Genomic DNA, 18,757 nt, shown 5'->3' on the forward strand with positions numbered 1-18,757 from the left:
GGCACCGGTGTGAACGGAGCGTGAACACCTCTTTCCGATGTCGCCGAAACACGCTAGGATCGCCGCATGAGCACATTTGACGAAATGGACGCCTTTGAGGGCGCATCGCTGTCCGCCCGCGCCATGGCTGCGCGCCCCACACCCTATATGGACGGCCTCAACGCGGCCCAACGCGAGGCGGTGGAAACGCTGGACGGCCCGGTGCTGATGCTGGCGGGCGCGGGCACCGGCAAGACCAAGGCGCTGACCACCCGTATCGTGCATCTGTTGACCACCAACAGGGCGCGCACCAACGAGATCCTCGCGGTGACCTTCACCAACAAGGCCGCCCGCGAAATGAAGGAACGCGTGGGCCGCATGCTCGGCCAGCCCGCCGAGGGCATGCCCTGGCTCGGCACCTTCCACTCGATCTGCGTCAAGCTGCTGCGCCGTCACGCGGAGCTGGTGGGGTTGAAATCCAACTTCACCATTCTGGACACGGACGACCAGATCCGCCTGCTGAAACAGCTTATTCAGGCGGCGGGCATCGACGACAAGCGCTGGCCCGCGCGGATGCTGGCCAACATCATCGACGACTGGAAGAACCGCGCGCTGACGCCGGCCAAGGTGCCCGCAGGGGATGCCAGCGCCTATAATCATCGTGGCACCGAGTTCTACGATCAGTATCAGACCCGCCTCAAGGAGCTGAACGCGGTCGATTTTGGCGACCTCCTGCTGCACTGCGTTGAGATTTTCCAGAACAACCCGGACCTGCTGGCGCAATACCACCGCTGGTTCCGCTACATCCTCGTGGACGAGTATCAGGATACCAACGTTGCCCAATACCTCTGGCTGCGGCTCTTGGCGTCGGGGCACAAGAACATCTGTTGCGTCGGCGATGACGACCAGTCGATCTACGGCTGGCGCGGCGCCGAGGTGGGCAATATCCTGCGGTTTGAAAAGGATTTCTCCGGCGCCAAGGTGATCCGGCTGGAGCAGAACTACCGCTCCACCGCCCATATCCTCGCCGCCGCCTCCGGCGTCATTCGCGGCAATGAGGGCCGCTTGGGCAAGGAGCTGTGGACCGAAGCCGACGGCGGTGAAAAGGTCCGCCTGATCGGCCATTGGGACGGCGAGGAAGAGGCCCGCTGGATCGGCGAGGAAATCGAGGCGATGCAGCGCGGCACCCGGGGCATGCGCCAGTATGGCCTCAATGAAATGGCGATCCTCGTGCGCGCCTCGCATCAGATGCGCGCCTTTGAGGACCGGTTCCTGACCATCGGTCTGCCCTACCGCGTCATCGGCGGTCCGCGCTTTTACGAGCGGTTGGAAATCCGCGATGCCATGGCCTATTTCCGGGTGGTGATCTCGCCCGAGGATGATCTGGCCTTCGAGCGCATCGTCAACACACCCAAACGCGGCCTTGGGGACAAGGCACAGCAGACCATCCGGATGGTGGCGCGGGAAAACGGCGTCTCCCTCGTTGAGGGCGCGCGTCTTGCGGTCGAGGACGGGTTGATCAAGGGCAAGGGCGGGGCCGCCCTGCGCCGCCTCGTTGAAAACATCGCCCGCTGGGGGCAGATGACCCGCGCCGTGATCCCGAACGACGGTGACGAGGATGCGGTTCTCGAGGGCGTGCAGAGCTTTGAGGAATTTCAGGCCCGCACGGAGGTCTCTCATGTTGAGCTGGCCGAGATCATCCTTGATGAGAGCGGCTATACCGCCATGTGGCAGGCGGACAAGAACCCCGACAGCCCCGGACGACTCGAGAACCTCAAGGAATTGGTCAAGGCGCTGGAAAACTTCGACAATCTGCAAGGGTTCCTCGAACACGTCAGCCTTGTGATGGACAATGACAAGCAGGATGCGGAGCAAAAAGTGTCGATCATGACGCTGCATGCCGCCAAGGGGCTGGAGTTTCCGGCGGTGTTCCTGCCGGGCTGGGAGGATGGGCTGTTCCCCTCGCAACGCTCAATGGATGAAAGCGGCCTCAAGGGTCTCGAAGAGGAACGCCGTCTGGCCTATGTGGGCATCACCCGCGCCGAGGAGGTCTGCACGATCTCCTTTGCGGGCAACCGGCGGGTGTTTGGCCAGTGGCAGTCGCAATTGCCCTCGCGGTTTGTCGATGAGCTGCCCGAAGAGCATGTGGAGGTGCTGACGCCGCCCGGTCTTTATGGCGGGGGCTATGGCGCGGCGGCGCCCGGCGCAGGGGGCGGGTTCGCCGAGGCGAGCGCCAACCCCTACGGTCGTTCCACCATCGAGGCGCGCATGGCCGAGGCGGACGGGTACAACTCGCCCGGCTGGAAGCGGATGCAGGCGCGCGCCGGTGAGCGCGGGCTGAGCAAGCCGCGCGAAAGCCGGAACCAGGTGATCGATCTGACCGCGACATCCGCCTTCACCATCGGCGAACGCGTGTTTCACCAGAAGTTCGGCTATGGCGCCGTGATCGGAATGGAAGGCGACAAGCTGGAGGTGGCGTTTGAAAAGGCGGGCACCAAGAAGGTTGTGGCGCGGTTTGTGTCGGCCAGCGACGACGTGCCCTTCTGACCGTGGTTACCAAACGGACGGATCGCTGACGCGATCCGGCTGGTTTATGCGGGATCGGATCGCAACGCGATCCGACCCGGGCGGGGCAGGCGCAGAGGCCATGGCCCCCCCCCCCCACCCCCCCCCCAAAAAAAAACACAAATCAAAACACAAAGCCCCCGCCGCGGATGGACCGCTGCGGGGGCTTTTGTCGTTTCAGCTTTGCAGAATGGGGCAGAACAGGAAACGGCGGCGCCCAGGGAGGAGGAGAGGGCACCGCCGTTCTGTCAAACACCAGGTTAAAGGGAGGAGGAAACCCGGTGCATCTGGGTCCGGCTCTGGGCCGGTATAGGGTGCGGTGGCATCAGGGAGGAGGAAGATGCCACCGCCTAGGACAGGTCCTTAAGGGAGGAGGAGAAAGGACCTGATCTCTTGTGTTCTCAGATATTTCCGTAGGCCGCTTCGAGGGCGACCCGCTTCAGCATGGAGCGGTTGAGGCCGAGATCCGCCAATTCGCGACCGCTCAGGGCGTTCAGCTCGGTCAGGGTCTGGCGATAGACGCGGTACTGCGCGATCTTCTCCCGCAGCGCCTGCACCATCTGCGCGACGCCTGCAGGGGCGAAGGATTTCTGGGTGTGGATCTGGTTCAGAAGGGCCATCGTTTCGTCTCGCTCTGGATCGTCGGGGCCGTATGCCCGTTCGCTTGTGTCCGTGTTGTTGATCCTTAAGATAAGCGAATGCTGCAAATGCACAATCCGGGAATTGGTCATTTCTGCTATGCAGCAAGTGCATGGGTAAAACGGATATTTTTCGGAAACTGCCCAAAGCTTGCGCGATTTTATGTCCAGGCGCCACGGATCTGGGCAACAATTGATCGCGCGCGGCGTTACCGCTGCCATTTTGCCGCTTGGGCTGTGGGCGCAGAGCGCATATATGCCGAGACAGCCGCCCGCGGCGCCCACAGAAGGAGTACAGCTGATGTCCGTCACACAGGAAGAGATTCGCAACGCGCTGGAGCGCCTGGCTCTGCCGGACGGGGGAACGCTGGTGTCGCGGGACATGCTGCGTGCCCTGAGCATCGAGGGCGGCATGGTGCGGTTCGTGATCGAGGCCCCGTCGCCGCAGATCGCCGAGCAGATGGAGCCCCTGCGCCGCGCGGCAGAAGCAACGGTCCGCGAACTGCCCGGGGTGGAGGAGGTGTCGGTGGTCCTGACCGCCCATGGTCCGGCCGCGCAGAAACCCGCCCCAAGCCTCAAGCTGGGGGGGCACCCCAAACCCCAGGCGGCGCCGATGAAACCGGCCGGCGTAAAGCGGATTCTCGCGGTCGCCTCCGGCAAGGGCGGTGTCGGCAAGTCGACCGTCAGCGCCAACCTTGCGGTGGCGCTTGCGCGGCAGGGGCGCAAGGTGGGTCTGCTGGATGCGGATATATATGGCCCCTCGCAGCCGCGCATGATGGGGGTCTCGGGTCGTCCTGCCAGCCCCGACGGCACCACCATCGAACCGCTGCATGCGCATGGGGTCACCGTGATGTCGATCGGCTTCATGGTCGAGGAGCGCAAGGCGGTGGTCTGGCGCGGCCCGATGCTGATGGGGGCATTGCAGCAGATGCTGGGGCAGGTGAACTGGGGTGAGCTGGATGTGCTGATCGTGGATCTGCCGCCGGGCACCGGCGACGTGCAATTGACCCTGTGCACCAAGGCGGAGTTGTCCGGGGCCATCGTGGTCTCGACCCCGCAGGATGTGGCGCTTCTGGATGCCCGCAAGGCGCTGGACATGTTCGAGACGTTGAAGACCCCGGTGCTGGGTCTGATCGAGAACATGTCCTTCTTTACCTGCCCGGATTGCGGCGGCACGCATGAGATCTTTGGTTCCGGTGGCGTCGCGGCCGAAGCGGAGGCGCTTGGTTTGCCGCTTCTCGGCGCTTTGCCCATCGATCTGGAGACCCGCCTTGCAGGGGATCGCGGCACCCCTGTCGCCGCAGGGGCGGGCGTCATGTCAGATGCCTATGCGCGTATCGCAACCGGGCTTGTACAGGGTGGGATGGCCTGACACCGGCGCCTGACATAGCATTGGCCGCCGGCGCGGGCGCCGGGGGCAAATGCGTCCCCCGACCGCCGCTCGTGCGCACGGGGTGTAGACCTCGTATCCGTTGCACGACAGAGCGCGAAAGAAGGTTGGGCTGAAAAGAGGGGCAGGGCGGGGCGTCTGCGCATCCCGCAACGGGGGAGGCCCCTCCGGATCGCTCACCCCAACAGAGAGCAGTTAAGCCAAGCCAGCCTCAGACAAGGCTTCATCGATGCTGAGCTGCTGAGAAACCCATGCGGCGAACAGCTTGATCACCTCAATATCCATCGCGCTGAACGGGCGACGTGCTTCAGGGGAGGTAAAGTTCAAGGTTCCAAATATTCGCCCCCCGACGATGAGAGGCACCCCGATGTATGTTTCCAGCAAGAACATATTGTAGCAGGGATGTGTCGCCAATTCTGATTGCGACGCACAATGATAGGCCACCGGGCCATCCGACAGCAGCGTCTTTGAACAATAGGTATCGCCAAGGTCAAAGGTCGTGCCCGGCTCGACGGGCGCTTCCTCCGAGTAACAATAGGTGACGGTGTAGGTCTGATCTCGCACGCAACTGACGATCGCCGACATCGTCTCAAACCGTTCACAGCCCAGCTTCAGGATTTCATGAATTTTCTCTTTGGGTGAGAGCGACTGGCTGGTCGCGATATCAAACAGCACGCGAAGGAGCGTCTCGAACATTCGGGTATCCGAAATATCCTTGATGACAGCAAAGTAGCCGATCGGCTGATCGTCATCACCGCGAATGGGGCCGCCGGTGGTTTGGCTCAGAAACGCCTCGCCGTTCTTCTTGAGATAGCTGACCTCATAGTTGTGCTCTTGCGCGGAGGGGGCGGAGCTGAAGTGTTCGGAGCCCTTTTCAACGTAGCTGTTGTGAGACGCGTACAAGAACTCCGTCGTGCGCCCCAGGACGTCCTTACTCTGATGACCAAACAGGCGTTCAAACGCGGGATTTACCCATGTGATCTCGCGCGCGCTGTTTGCGACAATGACAGCATCCGGAAGATCGCTGAACAGCTGCGGCACGCGCAGGGCGTTTGGACCGTCTTCATCCAGTCCAGCGGAGCGCGCTGTCAGTACGGCTCTGGTTTCGGTCATCCTGTCCTCCGGTCGTCGTCTTCCATTTTAGTTCGGGGACAGCGTCGAAAGCAGGCCGTGAGATGCTGCAACCTGAGCCGGGCGCCCATTTCTCGACCACCATCAAAGCGGTTATGTCAGATGATCCCCTTGCTCTTCGAACCTGCCGCGACTTAAGCGTTCCTTCAGTTCCACCTCAACCCAAAATCTGGCTGCTGTAAAGAAGTCCGTAAATCACCGTAAAATAGTCCGTCACGCTACAAGCGGGGCAGGCGGCTTGGGGTGGCTTGGCGGGGCGGTTGGGAAATCATGGGATCTGTGGGAAACCGTGGGCGCTTCACGGCACCGGCTCAAAACGAATCACGCATTGGCCTCTGGAGGAGGGAAAAGACCTGCGAATTGGGCTGTTGCGTGAGAACGTTGTGAGAACACGCCAAGGCGCTCGTTCCGTTCCAGAAGAATCGTGGGAAACTAGGGGAGGTTTTTCTCGGCTGCAAGTCGTGCGTATATATGGTGGTCCCTTGTGGTTTCGCACCAATATACGGCAGAAAACTCCTAATTTTCTCTTGAGATCACGCGCAAAATGCGACTCGCACTGCCGATTCTGGGCGTGGCGTGGCAAAAATCCCTTGCGGGGCCATGTATTCCCATAGTATCCCTAACTCATCCGATGAGGACGAAGAGCACGGGGCACCAAACGACCCCAACCTTACAAAACGGCAGGTTTCATACAGGCCTTCGCTTTCATCAACAAAGAGATCCGGCGCGCGGGCGAGCAGACATCCCCCCAGGTGGCGCGCGCAGTCGGACACCCCGCAAAGCGGGTCAAGGCGGCGGGTTGATCAGTGGCAGCGGATCAACTCGCCCCTTTTAGTTTCGGGCCCCTGAATTGGGGCGACACGGCAACGCGAGGGACGCGGAAAGGGTCGGCACATTGGGCCGCAGGTTCAGAGGCGAAAGCCAGCACAAGGTCGATACGAAGGGGCGGGTGTCTATCCCGGCCTCTTTTCGGCGTGTGCTGGAGGCCTCCGATCCCAACTGGCAGCCCGGTGACAACCCGGAGCTGGTGATCGTCTACGGCGACCAGCGCCGCCAGTACCTGGAATGCTATACCATGGAAGCGATCGAGGAAGTCGACGCCAAGATCGCCGCCTTGCCGCGCGGCTCCAAAGGGCGCAAGATCCTCGAACGCATGTTCAACGGTCAGTCCCTGCCCACCACCGTCGATGAAACCGGTCGCCTGGTGCTGCCCGCGAAGCTGCGCCAGAAGATCGACCTCGACGGTGAGGCCTTCTTTATCGCCTCCGGTGACACCTTCCAGATCTGGAAGCCCGAGACCTATGAAGAGGTCGAAATGGCCGAAGCCGAGAAGATGATGGAAGAGCTGCCCGAAGACTTCGATCCCCTTGAGTTCCTAGACGGCGCCGGAGGCGCGTAACCGATGACGGACCGCCCCGCTGCCCCTTCCGGTCCCCATGTTCCCGTCCTGCTGAAACCGCTGCTGGAGGCGGTGGCGCCGGTCACAGGCCGCTGGCTTGATGGCACATTCGGCGCCGGAGGCTACACCAAGGGCCTCTTGGCGGCGGGCGCCGATCAGGTCATTGGCGTCGACCGTGACCCGCTGGCCTTTGAGATGGCGCAGGATTGGGTGGCGGAGTACGGTGACCGCCTGGTGCTGCAACAGGGCGTGTTCTCGCGCATGGATGAATACGCCTCTGATCTGGATGGCGTGGTGCTGGACCTTGGTGTGTCCTCGATGCAGCTGGATCTGGCGGAGCGCGGTTTTTCCTTTATGAAGGATGGCCCGCTGGATATGCGCATGTCGCAGGATGGCCCCTCGGCGGCGGATCTGGTGGCAGAGCTCACCGAGGTGCAACTGGCTGATATTATTTACAGCTTTGGCGAAGAGCGCGCCTCGCGCCGGATTGCCAAGGCGATCGTGCGGGAACGCGCGCTGGAGCCGATCACCACCACCCTGCGTCTGGCCGAAATTATCGAGGGCTGCCTGCCGCGTCCCAAACCCGGCCAGTCCCACCCGGCCACCCGCAGCTTTCAGGCGCTGCGCATAGCGGTGAACGGCGAATATGAGGAACTGATGGGCGGGCTCTTGGCCGCAGAACGCGCGCTTAAACCCGGCGGGCTCTTGGCGGTTGTGACCTTCCATTCGGTCGAGGACCGCATGGTCAAACGCTTCTTCCAGCACCGTGCCAATAAGACCGGCAATGCCAACCGTTTTGCGCCCGCAATGGAAGAACAGCCCAGCCAGTTTGAGCTGGTCACCCGCAAGGCCGTTGGCCCCGACAAGGACGAGCTGGCGCAGAACCCGCGTTCGCGCTCGGCGCTGTTGCGCGTGGGCCGCCGCACCGATGCCGCCCCGGTGGAGATCACCGCCAAGGAGCTGAGCATGCCGCAGCTGAAAGAGACGCGCTGATGAGAACCCTTGCCTATATCATGACGATCCTCGCGGTCTTTGGTCTGGCATTCTGGGCCTATCGCGAGAATTACGCCACCCAGCAGGTGCTGAAGGAAACCCGTGCGCTGCGCAGCGAGATCGCCGCGGCGCAGGTCCGGCTCAGCGTGCTGCGCGCCGAATGGGCCTATCTCAACCGTCCCGACCGCCTGCGCGAGCTGGCGGAGCTGAACTTTGAACGCCTCGGCCTGCTGCCGCTGCGTCCGGATCAGTTTGGCCGCGTCGATGAGGTCTCCTATCCGCCGTCGGGTCTGGTGATCGAGGAGGGGGTCGAGGTCTCCGCCTATGGCCGGGAGGACGACCAATGATCCGCACCCCCCTGCGTCCGCTGGCCCGTGTTCTGCCCGCCCGTGCGCGCGGCGAGAACCCGGATCTGATCGAACGCGAGAACCTCGCGCAGCGCCACCGCGACATGGAAGTCCGCGCCCGCACCCGGGCCGAGGGGCGCCTGCTGGTGCTGGCGGCCTTTTTTGTCTGCGCCTATCTGGCGATCGGCGGACGCATGGCGATCATGGCCACCTCGGAACCTTCCGAACCCGTGGCCTCGATCGGCGGCAGCGCCATTGCCAACCAGCGCGCCGACATCGTCGACCGGGCCGGGCGCATTCTGGCGACCAATTTCGAGACCCATTCGCTCTATGCCCAGCCGCCGCAGATGATCGACCCGATCGCTGCCGCCGACAAACTGGTGGCGATCTTCCCGGATCTGGAGCGCGAGCGCCTGGTCAAGGACTTCACCGGCAAGCGCAAGTTCCTGTGGATCAAGAAGAAAATCAGCCCCGAGCAGATGCAGGCGGTACATGACATCGGCGATCCCGGCCTGTTGTTCGGCCCTCGCGAAATGCGGCTCTATCCCAATGGCAAGCTTGCCGCCCATGTGCTGGGCGGGGCGTCCTTCGGCAAGGAGGGCGTCAGCGCGGCCGAGGTGATCGGGGTGGCCGGGGTCGAAAAGACCTTTGACGACTATCTGCGCGATCCGGCCAATGCGGGCAAGCCGCTGGAGCTGAGCCTCGATCTCTCGGTGCAGGACGCCACCGAAGAGGTGCTCTATGGCGGCATGAAGCTGATGAACGCCAAGGGCGCAACCTCGATCCTGATGGATGTGAACACCGGCGAGGTGATCTCTGTCGCGTCGCTGCCGGATTTTGATCCCAACGACCGCCCGCGCCCGCCGACCTCGGGCTTTGATCCCTCGCAGAGCCCGCTGTTCAACCGTTCGGTGCAGGGGGTCTATGAGCTGGGCTCCACCTTCAAGATCTTTGCCACTGCACAGGCGATGGAACTGGGGCTGGTGAACCCCTCGACCGTGATCGACATTCGCGGCCCGCTGCGCTGGGGCAAGTTCACGATCCGGGATTTCCACAACTACGGCAAGGAGTTGACGGTTTCCAAGATCATCGAGAAGTCCTCCAACATCGGCACCGCGCGGCTGGCACAGCAGATCGGCGCGGAGCGTCAGCGCAGCTTCCTGGAGGATCTGGGCATGCTGAAGCCGACTCCGTTCGAAATCGTCGAGGCCTCCGGTGGCCAGCCGCTGTTGCCGAAGAACTGGTCGGAGCTGTCGGCGATGACGATCTCTTATGGTCACGGTATTTCCACCACGCCGATGCATCTGGCGGCGGGCTATGCGGCGATTGCCAATGGCGGCCATTACGTGGCGCCGACGATCCTGAAACAGAAGACGCCGCAGCTGGGCCCCCGGGTGATGCGCGAGGAGGTGGCGAACGCCTCGCTCGACATGCTGCGCCGGGTGGTCAGCGAGGGCACCGCCTCCTTTGCCGAGGTCAAGGGCTACGAGGTGGGCGGCAAGACCGGCACCGCCGACAAGCCCAAGCCCCGGGGCGGCTATTACGAGAACAAGGTAATCGCCACCTTTGCCGCCGTTTTCCCGGTCAGCGAGCCCAAATATGTGCTGGTGGTGACACTGGATGAACCGGAGGTCGTGGCCCATGGCGAGCCGCGTCGCACCGCCGGTTGGACCGCGGCGCCGGTGGCGGCGGAGATGATCGCACGTCTGGCGCCGCTGCTGGGGCTCAGACCGCAGATTGAACCTGCCCGTATCTCTGGTGTAACCCTCACCTCAAACTAAAGAGGTGGGGACGCCATGACAGACAAACCAGCGCTCAAGCTCAGCCAGTTGGGGCTGACCGCCCGTGGCGGCATGGATCCGGAGATCACCGGGCTAGCGGTGGACAGCCGCGAGGTGCAAAAGGGCTTTGTCTTTGCGGCCTTGCCCGGGGTGCGCGTGCATGGTGCGGAATTTGTCGCACAGGTGCTGGAGCAGGGCGCGGTGGCGGTGCTGACCGATGCCAGGGGCGCCGAGATCGCGGGCGACGCCGTCACTGCGGCGGGTGCGGCGCTGGTGGTGACAGAAGACCCCCGGCAGGCGCTTTCGGGTGCAGCGGCGCTGTGGTTCGGCGGACAACCGCCGGTTTCGGTGGCGGTCACCGGCACCAATGGCAAGACCTCGGTCGCCACCTTCCTGCGCATGATCTGGACCGAGCTGGGCCACCAGGCCGTGAACCTCGGCACCACCGGGATCGAGGGCGCCTGGTCGCATCCGCTGGCCCACACCACACCGGAACCGATCACCCTGCATCGCGCCCTCGCAGCGGCGGCAGAGGCGGGGGTGACCCATGTCGCGATGGAGGCCTCCTCGCACGGGCTGGATCAGCGGCGTCTCGACGGGGTGCAGCTGATGGCGGGTGGCTTTACCAATTTCACCCAGGATCATCTGGATTATCACGAAACCTTCGAGGCCTATTTTGCCGCCAAGGCCGGGCTGTTCCGCCGGGTGCTGTCCGAGGACGGTGTTGCCGTCATCAACATGTCCGATCCGCGCGGTGCCGAAATGCGCGCCATTGCCGCCGCGCGCGGGCAGGAGATCATCTCGGTCGGGCGCGGTCTGGGCGACATTGCGCTGATGGGGGTGCGGGTGGATGCCACCGGGCAGGACATCCGCTTCAGCTGGCATGACCGGCCCTTTACCGCGCGGCTCAATCTGATCGGGGGCTTTCAGGCGGAAAACGTGCTGGTGGCCGCCGGTCTGGCGATCGCCAGCGGCGAGGTGCCGGAGCAGGTGTTTGAAACCCTGCCGCATCTGACCACCGTGCGGGGCCGGATGGAGCTGGCCGCGACCCGTGACAATGGCGCCACGGTCTTTGTCGATTACGCCCATACGCCCGATGCGGTGGCCACCGCGATCAAGGCACTGCGCCCGCATGTGCTGGGCCGCCTGGTGGCCATCGTCGGGGCAGGTGGGGATCGCGACGCGACCAAGCGACCCCTGATGGGGCAGGCGGCGCATGAAAACGCCGATGCGGTGATCGTCACCGATGACAACCCGCGCTCCGAAGATCCCGAGGCCATCCGCGCCGCGGTGATGGGCGGGGCGCCCGATGCGCTCAATGTCGGCGACCGGGCCGAAGCGATCCTGCGCGGTGTCGACATGCTGGAGCCGGGCGACGCGCTGCTGATCTGCGGCAAGGGCCACGAGAGCGGCCAGATCATCGGCACCGATGTGCTGCCTTTTGACGACGTCGAACAGGCCAGCATGGCCGTCGCCGCGCTGGACGGGAGAATGGTATGAGCCTCTGGACCTCTGTTGATGCCGCCGCCGCCACCGGTGGGCGGGCCACCACCGACTGGATGGTGGAGGGGATCTCCATCGACACCCGCAGCATCGCGCCCGGTGATCTCTTTGTGGCGCTGACGGCGGCGCGGGACGGTCATGACTTTGTGGCGCAGGCGCTGGCGAAGGGTGCAGGCGCGGCGCTGGTCTCGCGCATTCCCGACGGCGTTGCCGAGGACGCGCCGCTGCTGCTGGTCGACGACGTGCAGACCGCGCTGGAGGCTCTGGGCCGCGCCGGTCGGGCGCGCACGGCGGCAAAGGTCGTTGCCGTGACCGGATCTGTCGGCAAGACCTCGACCAAGGAAATGCTGGCGGCGATGCTGGCGCCGCAGGGGCGCACCCATGCCGCCGTGGCCAGTTTCAACAACCATTGGGGCGTGCCGCTGACGCTGGCCCGGATGCCCGCCGACACCGAATATGCGGTGATCGAGATCGGCATGAACCACCCCGGCGAGATCGCCCCGCTGGCCCGTCAGGCGCGCCCGCATGTGGCCATGGTCACCACCGTCGCCGCCGTGCATCTTGAGGCGTTCGAGGATGTCGCCGGCATCGCCCGCGAAAAGGCCGCCATTCTTGACGGGCTGGAACCCGGCGGGGTTGCGGTGCTGAACGCCGACCTGGTTGAGAGCCCGGTGCTGGCCGCTATGGCTGACGCCAAGGGCTGCGCCACCCGCTGGTTTGGTCGCAGCGCATCGGACTATACGCTCCGTGCCGTGGAGCTGGAGGGCGATGTAACCCGCGCCAGCTTCGGGGTCGAGGGGCGCGAAATCGCCGCCGAGATCCAGTCGCCGGGTGCGCATTTTGCCATGAACGCCATCGGCGCGCTGGCGGCGGTGACAGCACTTGGTGCGGATCTGGATCTGGCGCTGGCGGGTCTTGCGGGCTGGTCGCCGGTAAAGGGGCGCGGCGCGCGTTTCACGGTGGATCTGCCGGACGGGCCGGTGACGGTGCTGGATGATGCCTATAACGCCAACCCGACCTCGGTCGCCGCCGCATTGACCGTGCTGGCGGCAACGGTCGGGGAAGGGCGCCGGATCGCGGTGCTGGGCGACATGGGGGAGCTCGGACCGCAGGCTGAGGCGCTGCATGCCGGGCTGGCCGCGCTGCCGGCGATGCAGAAGATCGACACCGTGCATTGCGTCGGCCCGCTGATGGGCGCGCTGCATGCGGCGCTGCCCGAGGCCAAGCGCGGCCTGCGGGTGGAGACCAGCCAGCAGGCGGTCGCGGCCCTGACGGGCGAGATCCGCGGCGGCGATATGGTGCTGGCCAAGGGCTCTCTCTACATGCAGATGGCGCGCGTGGTTGACGCGATCCGGGAAATCGGTCAAGGCAACGCACCTTCATGACTCATCAACTTGCACCACACAGAACAGGAACCGCTCTGGTATGCTTTACTGGCTGACTGCCCTGTCGGACGGGGGGGACTTTTTCAACCTCTTCCGCTACATCACCTTCCGCGCGGGCGGAGCCTTTCTCACGGCGCTTGTCTTTGGCTTCATGTTCGGCAAGCCGCTGATCAACGTCCTGCGCCGCACCCAGGGCAAGGGCCAGCCGATCCGCGATGACGGGCCGGAGGCGCATCTGGCCAAGGCGGGCACCCCGACCATGGGCGGCCTGCTGATCGTGGGCGCGCTGTTGTTCTCGACGCTGATGTGGGCGCGCTGGGACAATCCGTTTGTCTGGCTGGTGCTGTTTGTGACCATGGCCTTTGGCCTCATCGGGTTTGCCGACGACTATGCCAAGGTCTCCAAGCAGAACACCAAGGGCGTGCCGGGCAAGCTGCGGCTGCTGCTGGGATTTGCCATTGCGGTGATCGCGGCGCTCTGGGCCAGCTGGAACCACCCCGGCGACTTGCAGAACCAGCTGGCGCTGCCGGTGTTCAAGGACACGCTGGTGAACCTCGGGTTCCTTTATGTGCCGTTCTGCATCTGCGTCATTGTCGGTGCGGCCAATGCGGTGAACCTGACCGACGGGCTTGACGGGCTGGCGATCATGCCGGTGATGATTGCCGCCGGCACGCTGGGGATCATTGCCTATGCGGTGGGCCGGGTCGACTTTACCGAATATCTGGACGTGCACTATGTGCCGGGCACCGGCGAGATCCTGATTTTCACCGCCGCATTGTTCGGCGGCGGGCTCGGGTTCCTGTGGTACAACGCGCCCCCGGCGGCGGTGTTCATGGGCGATACCGGATCCTTGGCGCTGGGCGGCGCGCTTGGGGCGATCGCGGTGGCCACCAAACACGAGCTGGTGCTGGCGATCGTCGGCGGTCTGTTTGTGGTGGAGGCGCTGTCGGTCATCGTGCAGGTGCTCTATTTCAAACGCACCGGCAAGCGGGTGTTCCTGATGGCACCGATCCATCACCACTATGAGAAGAAGGGCTGGGCGGAGCCGACCATCGTGATCCGTTTCTGGATCATCTCGCTGATCCTGGCGATGATCGGGCTCGCAACGCTGAAGGTCCGCTAGGGCCAATCGCAAGGGCAGCGCCCGACCCTGGGTGGGTGCGGAGCGCCCTCCCGTGGGGAGGGTCGGGCGCTGTCCGACCTATCGGTCGAACGGGTGATGAGGCATTTACCCAGCTTTGGCCACCTGCCGGCTGGAGGGGCGGTTGCAATCTGTCCGGTCGTCAGGCCGGACAGCCCCCGACCTCCCCCACGGGAGGGGGCTACACCCCCACCCGAGGTCGGCGGCTGTCCTTGCTCTTCTGTCGTGGGGGCGTCATGGCAGGACCTTTGGCACCCGACCTGCTGGCGGGGCGCTCAAGCGTAACTCCTGGATATGTGACACCGCGTTGGGGAAGCCTTGCGCGGTGTTTTTGTCAAAAGAAGGCGGCGCCGCCGGGAGGGCGGAGCATCGGCTGGCCTTTTTTAAGGGCCAGATCCGCTGAGGCCTCGGGTGGACCCGCCCTGCACCCAATGAGGGGGTGGTCTCGGGGTGGGCCGAACTCCTGTGGTCTTTTGATGTCGCGACGGGTGGACTGTAGCGCGTCGGCATGAAGGCGGCGTCAGCAGGGCGTGCGCGGGGGCGGCAACGGTTCGGTCCGACCGAGAGGTCGGACAGCGCCTGACCTTCCCCCCGGGAAGGCGCTGTCCGGGTGCGCAAGCCCGCTTGCATTCCCGCCGCGCTCCGGTGCAGTGTCGCGCCGAACTGAGATGTCAGAAGAGGTAAGGCATGATCCCGGTACGAGGCGTTCAAGGTCAGAAGGTAGCGGTTCTGGGATTGGGCCGGTCCGGTCTGGCCACCGCGCGGGCTCTGCGCGCAGGCGGTGCGGAGGCGATCTGCTGGGACGACAACCCGGCGGCGCGCGACACCGCCGAAGGTGAGGGCTTTGCCTGTCGTGAGCTGACGAAACAGGGGGCCTTTGACGACATCGCGGCGCTGATCGTGTCGCCGGGCATTCCGCATCTCTACCCCAGGCCCAACCCGGTGGTGCGCGCCGCGCTGATCGCCGGCGTGCCGGTGGACAATGACATCGGGCTGTTCTTCCGCTCGGTTGCCTCGGGCGAGTGGGACGAGTTCGACACCCCGCCCAAGGTGGTCGCGATCACCGGTTCCAACGGCAAATCGACCACGGTGGCGCTGTTGCATCATATCCTCGAGCATGTGGGCCGCGACAGCCAGATGGCGGGCAATATCGGCCGCGGTGTGCTGGACATCGACCCGCCGCGCGATGGCGGTGTGGTGGTGCTGGAGCTGTCCTCCTACCAGACCGATCTGGCCCGGGCGCTGACGCCGGATGTGGCGGTATTCACCAATCTGACCCCGGATCACCTGGACCGCCACGCCGGCATGGGCGGCTATTTTGCGGCCAAGCGACGGCTGTTTGCCGAAGGCGGGCCGGATCGCGCGGTCGTTGGCGTCGACGAGGACGAGGGGCTGTTCCTGGCCGGGCAGCTGAGCGAGGGCAACGGTGACGACCGGGTCATTCGTGTGTCCTCGGGGCAGAAGCTGACGGGCAGCGCGGGCTGGACGGTCTTTGCCCGCAAGGGGTTCCTGTCGGAATACCGCAAGGGGCGGCAGGCGGGGTCGATCGACCTGCGCGATATTCCCGGTCTGCCCGGCGCCCACAACCATCAGAACGCCTGCGCGGCCTATGCGGCGGCGCGCACCCTGGGCCTGGCGCCCCGGGTGATCGAGGCGGCGATGCGCACATATCCCGGATTGCCGCACCGCAGCCAGCGCGTGGCCGAGGTGGCGGGCGTGTCCTACGTGAACGACAGCAAGGCCACCAATGTGGACAGCGCGGTCAAGGCGCTGAGCGCCTTCAAAAAGATCCGCTGGATCTGCGGCGGGCTGGAAAAGGAAGGCGGGCTGGAGGGCCTCAAAGGTGCGACCGGCGAGGTGGTCAAAGCCTATGTGATCGGCCGCGAGGCGGCGCAGTTCGCCATGCAACTGGATGTGGAGGCCGAGGTCTGCACCACCATGGCGCAGGCGGTGGCGCAGGCGAGTGCGGAGGCCGCGGCGGGCGAAACCGTGCTGCTGGCCCCGGCGGCGGCGAGTTTCGACCAATACGACAGTTTCGAGAAACGCGGCGAGGATTTCATCGCCGAAGTCACGGCCCGATTGCAGCTCTGAGGTCTGAGGCCGCCCGGACCTGCTGTCGCGGCCTTGGTTATAGCCCGAGGTCGCGCAGCATGTGGTCGGACATATGCGACAGCTCACGGCGGGCCTGGCTGTGCAGGGCGTGCAGACCCGGGCCGCGTTTGTGTGTGGGGTGGGTAAAAAACCTGCTGATGGCGGGCCAGAGGCTCAGCTGTGCGATCATGGTGGTCATGGCAGTCTTCCTTGCGTGTTGTCGCGTAGATGTGCGCTTTGCAGAGGCAAATGACCAATTGAAACTCAAGGGGCGTGGTATAAGCTGGCTTTATGGATAAAGCGAAATCCCCCCTGCCACCCCTGCCTGCGGTGCGCGCCTTTGAGGCGGCGGCCCGGTTGGGCAGTTTCAGCCGCGCCGCGGAAGAGCTTGCGATGACGCAGGCGGCGGTCAGCTATCAGATCAAGCTGCTTGAGGATCGCGCCGGTCAGCCCCTGTTTCGGCGCCTGCCGCGCGGGGTGGTGCCGACAGCGGCGGGCAAGGCGCTGCAGCTGCAGGTTGGTGAGGCGCTGGACATGGTGCGTCGCGGCTGGGCCGAGGTGCGCGGCGGTGGGCAGGAGCTGGTGATCAGCGCCATTGCCAGTTTCGCGGCCTTCATCCTGGGCCCGCGACTGGGGCTGTTTCAGGTCGCCCATCCCGGCATCACCACGCGGGTCGAGGTCAATCACCGCTACGTCGATCTGGAGGCAGGCGAGGCCAGCGTGGCCATTCGTGTCGGACATGGCAGCTGGCCCGGGTTGGCGGCGGACCTGCTGTTTCGCTCCAGCTATACGCCGCTCCTGACCCCGGCCCTGATGGAGGCCTATGGCCCGATCACGCAGCCCGAAGATCTGCTGCGGGTGCCCTTGGTGGATGCGGGAGATCCGGCCTGGGAGATGTGGTTCCGGGCGGCCGGTGTCGACTATGTTCCTCAGGCAGACCTGCACAGTCTGGGCACTCAGGTGCTGGAGGTGCAGGCGGCCTTGGCAGGGCATGGCGCCTGCCTGCTGACCCCGGCCTATGCCAGCGGCATGATCGCCAGCGGCGCGTTGGTGCAGCCGTTTGATCAGGTGACGGAGGATGATATCTCGGTGTGGCTGGTCTATCCGGAAGCGCGTCGCGCGGACCCTGCGGTTGCCGCCTTTCGCAACTGGCTGCTGGCCGAGGTTGCGGATTTCGACAGCACCTGAGGCGGGCTGGATCGCAGTGCCGGTGTCAGGGGGCGTATCAGGCGCTGGTGGCGATGGCCTGTCCGGCGGCATGGCCCGAGGCCCAGGCCCATTGGAAGTTGTAGCCGCCGAGCCAGCCGGTGACATCCACCGCCTCGCCGATCGCATAGAGGCCGGGCTGGGCCTTGGCCTCCATCGTGCGCGAGGAGAGCGCGTCTGTGTCGATGCCGCCAAGGGTCACTTCGGCGGTGCGGTAGCCCTCGGTGCCGGTGGGCTTCAGCTGCCAGTTGTGCAGCCGGTCGCACAGCGCTTGCAGGGCGGCGTCGGATTGGTCTGCCAGGCGTCCCTTTAGGCTGCCATCGGCGGCGAGGTCCTCAACCAGCCGGGCGGGCAGGTAGCGCGCAAGCTCGGTGGTCAGATCCTTGCGCCCGCTTTGCTGGCGCTGGTCGCGCAGGGCGCTGAACAGGTCGACGTCGGGCAGCAGATGCGCGGTGATCTCCTCGCCTTCATGCCAGTAGCTGGAGATCTGCAGCACCGCCGGGCCGGAGAGGCCGCGATGGGTGAACAGCAGCGCCTCGTCAAAGCTGGCGCGCGCGTTCGACAGCCGCGCGGGCAGGGCGACGCCGGCCAGCGGCTTGAACCGCTCCGCGCCAAAGGTGAAGGGCACGAGGCCGGGCCGGGTGTCCAGCACCGGCAGGCCGAACTGCTGCGCGATGTCATAGGCCAGCCCGGTGGCGCCCATCTTGGGGATCGACTTGCCGCCGGTGGCCAGCACCAGGTTCTGCGCGGTGACGGTGACGGGCGTGCCCTCGCGCTCCAGCCGCACGGTGTATCCGTCGGTGCTGTGGCGCACGTCCACCACCGAGGTTTGCAACCACAGATCCGCGCCCGCATCGCGCAGTTCCTGCACCAGCATGGCAACGATTTGGCGGGCGGAGTCGTCGCAAAACAGCTGCCCGAGGGTCTTTTCGTGCCAGGCGATGCCGTGGCGGGTCACCAGATCGATGAAATCCCACTGGGTGTAGCGGGCCATGGCCGATTTGCAGAAATGCGGGTTCTGCGAGATGTAGTTTTCGGGCGCGGCATACATATTGGTGAAGTTGCAGCGCCCGCCGCCGGAAATGCGGATCTTCTCGCCCGGGTTCCTGGCATGATCCACCACCAGACAGTCGCCGCCCGCATGGGCTGCACACATCATGCCAGCCGCGCCGGCGCCGAGAATCAGGGTCTTTATCCGCATGAGGCGC

The 18,757-nt window shown here is 64.9% G+C and carries 15 protein-coding genes; 11 read left to right on the forward strand and 4 right to left on the reverse strand.

The annotated features are described in order from the left end of the window. The first annotated feature begins 66 nt into the window (after positions 1 to 66). On the forward strand, positions 67 to 2,526 hold the full coding sequence (locus tag ACXAF5_RS07100; protein ID WP_474946070.1) for an ATP-dependent helicase: 2,460 nt from the start codon (positions 67 to 69) through the stop codon (positions 2,524 to 2,526). 419 nt (positions 2,527 to 2,945) lie between these two features. Here the strand turns inward: ACXAF5_RS07100 and ACXAF5_RS07105 are convergent, their stop codons facing one another. Beyond that, the gene (locus ACXAF5_RS07105; protein WP_474946071.1) at positions 2,946 to 3,164 is read right to left on the reverse strand and encodes a DUF1127 domain-containing protein; all 219 of its coding nucleotides are present in this window, start codon (positions 3,162 to 3,164) and stop codon (positions 2,946 to 2,948) included. 319 nt (positions 3,165 to 3,483) lie between these two features. Here ACXAF5_RS07105 and ACXAF5_RS07110 point away from each other — a divergent pair, with 319 nt between their 5' ends. Then, positions 3,484 to 4,554, forward strand: coding sequence for an Mrp/NBP35 family ATP-binding protein (locus ACXAF5_RS07110; RefSeq protein WP_474946072.1), 1,071 nt, complete (start codon positions 3,484 to 3,486; stop codon positions 4,552 to 4,554). 213 nt (positions 4,555 to 4,767) lie between these two features. Here ACXAF5_RS07110 and ACXAF5_RS07115 read toward each other — a convergent pair whose 3' ends face one another. Continuing rightward, a complete protein-coding gene (locus ACXAF5_RS07115; RefSeq protein ID WP_474946073.1) occupies positions 4,768 to 5,685 on the reverse strand; it encodes a PAS domain S-box protein in 918 nt (305 codons plus the stop codon). Positions 5,686 to 6,598: 913 nt separating this feature from the next. On the opposite strand from ACXAF5_RS07115, the gene mraZ reads away from it, so the two are divergent. From mraZ to murD, 8 genes are all read left to right on the forward strand, one after another. After that, positions 6,599 to 7,102 carry a division/cell wall cluster transcriptional repressor MraZ gene (gene mraZ, locus ACXAF5_RS07120; RefSeq protein ID WP_239324029.1) on the forward strand — a complete coding sequence of 168 codons (504 nt, stop codon included), beginning with the start codon at positions 6,599 to 6,601 and terminating at the stop codon, positions 7,100 to 7,102. A 3-nt stretch (positions 7,103 to 7,105) separates the two neighbouring features. After that, positions 7,106 to 8,095 (forward strand): 16S rRNA (cytosine(1402)-N(4))-methyltransferase RsmH, encoded by a 990-nt coding sequence (gene rsmH / locus ACXAF5_RS07125; RefSeq protein ID WP_474946074.1) that lies wholly within the window; start codon positions 7,106 to 7,108, stop codon positions 8,093 to 8,095. Continuing rightward, a complete protein-coding gene (gene ftsL / locus ACXAF5_RS07130; RefSeq protein ID WP_239368913.1) occupies positions 8,095 to 8,442 on the forward strand; it encodes a cell division protein FtsL in 348 nt (115 codons plus the stop codon). The genes rsmH and ftsL overlap by 1 nt, the downstream gene beginning before the upstream one ends. Beyond that, on the forward strand, positions 8,439 to 10,223 hold the full coding sequence (locus ACXAF5_RS07135; protein WP_239324045.1) for a peptidoglycan D,D-transpeptidase FtsI family protein: 1,785 nt from the start codon (positions 8,439 to 8,441) through the stop codon (positions 10,221 to 10,223). The genes ftsL and ACXAF5_RS07135 overlap by 4 nt, the downstream gene beginning before the upstream one ends. A gap of 15 nt (positions 10,224 to 10,238) precedes the next feature. After that, positions 10,239 to 11,723: a UDP-N-acetylmuramoyl-L-alanyl-D-glutamate--2,6-diaminopimelate ligase gene (locus ACXAF5_RS07140; protein ID WP_474946075.1), complete on the forward strand. Its 1,485-nt coding sequence runs from the start codon at positions 10,239 to 10,241 to the stop codon at positions 11,721 to 11,723. Continuing rightward, positions 11,720 to 13,111, forward strand: a complete 1,392-nt coding sequence (locus ACXAF5_RS07145; protein ID WP_474946076.1) for a UDP-N-acetylmuramoyl-tripeptide--D-alanyl-D-alanine ligase — start codon at positions 11,720 to 11,722, stop codon at positions 13,109 to 13,111. The genes ACXAF5_RS07140 and ACXAF5_RS07145 overlap by 4 nt, the downstream gene beginning before the upstream one ends. A gap of 40 nt (positions 13,112 to 13,151) precedes the next feature. Further along, positions 13,152 to 14,234, forward strand: coding sequence for a phospho-N-acetylmuramoyl-pentapeptide-transferase (gene mraY / locus ACXAF5_RS07150; RefSeq protein ID WP_474946077.1), 1,083 nt, complete (start codon positions 13,152 to 13,154; stop codon positions 14,232 to 14,234). 705 nt (positions 14,235 to 14,939) lie between these two features. Next, positions 14,940 to 16,343, forward strand: coding sequence for a UDP-N-acetylmuramoyl-L-alanine--D-glutamate ligase (murD, locus tag ACXAF5_RS07155; RefSeq protein ID WP_474946078.1), 1,404 nt, complete (start codon positions 14,940 to 14,942; stop codon positions 16,341 to 16,343). 37 nt (positions 16,344 to 16,380) lie between these two features. Here the strand turns inward: murD and ACXAF5_RS07160 are convergent, their stop codons facing one another. Then, positions 16,381 to 16,542: a DUF1127 domain-containing protein gene (locus ACXAF5_RS07160; RefSeq protein ID WP_474946079.1), complete on the reverse strand. Its 162-nt coding sequence runs from the start codon at positions 16,540 to 16,542 to the stop codon at positions 16,381 to 16,383. A 92-nt stretch (positions 16,543 to 16,634) separates the two neighbouring features. Between ACXAF5_RS07160 and ACXAF5_RS07165 the strand changes: the two genes are divergently transcribed. Beyond that, positions 16,635 to 17,531: a LysR substrate-binding domain-containing protein gene (locus ACXAF5_RS07165; RefSeq protein WP_239368899.1), complete on the forward strand. Its 897-nt coding sequence runs from the start codon at positions 16,635 to 16,637 to the stop codon at positions 17,529 to 17,531. A 37-nt stretch (positions 17,532 to 17,568) separates the two neighbouring features. Here ACXAF5_RS07165 and ACXAF5_RS07170 read toward each other — a convergent pair whose 3' ends face one another. Then, entirely contained in the window at positions 17,569 to 18,750 is a 1,182-nt protein-coding gene (locus tag ACXAF5_RS07170) for a BaiN/RdsA family NAD(P)/FAD-dependent oxidoreductase (RefSeq protein WP_474946080.1), read from the reverse strand. Positions 18,751 to 18,757: the final 7 nt, after the last annotated feature.

Source organism: Epibacterium sp. ABV4_022, from assembly GCF_056159345.1.

Bases quoted from the DNA above. Each gene is read 5' to 3' on its own strand.
- ACXAF5_RS07100 (WP_474946070.1), top strand. From the start codon at position 67: ATGAGCACATTTGACGAAATGGACGCCTTTGAGGGCGCATCGCTGTCC.
- ACXAF5_RS07105 (WP_474946071.1), bottom strand. From the start codon at position 3,164: ATGGCCCTTCTGAACCAGATCCACACCCAGAAATCCTTCGCCCCTGCA.
- ACXAF5_RS07110 (WP_474946072.1), top strand. From the start codon at position 3,484: ATGTCCGTCACACAGGAAGAGATTCGCAACGCGCTGGAGCGCCTGGCT.
- ACXAF5_RS07115 (WP_474946073.1), bottom strand. From the start codon at position 5,685: ATGACCGAAACCAGAGCCGTACTGACAGCGCGCTCCGCTGGACTGGAT.
- rsmH (WP_474946074.1), top strand. From the start codon at position 7,106: ATGACGGACCGCCCCGCTGCCCCTTCCGGTCCCCATGTTCCCGTCCTG.
- ftsL (WP_239368913.1), top strand. From the start codon at position 8,095: ATGAGAACCCTTGCCTATATCATGACGATCCTCGCGGTCTTTGGTCTG.
- ACXAF5_RS07135 (WP_239324045.1), top strand. From the start codon at position 8,439: ATGATCCGCACCCCCCTGCGTCCGCTGGCCCGTGTTCTGCCCGCCCGT.
- ACXAF5_RS07140 (WP_474946075.1), top strand. From the start codon at position 10,239: ATGACAGACAAACCAGCGCTCAAGCTCAGCCAGTTGGGGCTGACCGCC.
- ACXAF5_RS07145 (WP_474946076.1), top strand. From the start codon at position 11,720: ATGAGCCTCTGGACCTCTGTTGATGCCGCCGCCGCCACCGGTGGGCGG.
- mraY (WP_474946077.1), top strand. From the start codon at position 13,152: ATGCTTTACTGGCTGACTGCCCTGTCGGACGGGGGGGACTTTTTCAAC.
- murD (WP_474946078.1), top strand. From the start codon at position 14,940: ATGATCCCGGTACGAGGCGTTCAAGGTCAGAAGGTAGCGGTTCTGGGA.
- ACXAF5_RS07160 (WP_474946079.1), bottom strand. From the start codon at position 16,542: ATGACCACCATGATCGCACAGCTGAGCCTCTGGCCCGCCATCAGCAGG.
- ACXAF5_RS07165 (WP_239368899.1), top strand. From the start codon at position 16,635: ATGGATAAAGCGAAATCCCCCCTGCCACCCCTGCCTGCGGTGCGCGCC.
- ACXAF5_RS07170 (WP_474946080.1), bottom strand. From the start codon at position 18,750: ATGCGGATAAAGACCCTGATTCTCGGCGCCGGCGCGGCTGGCATGATG.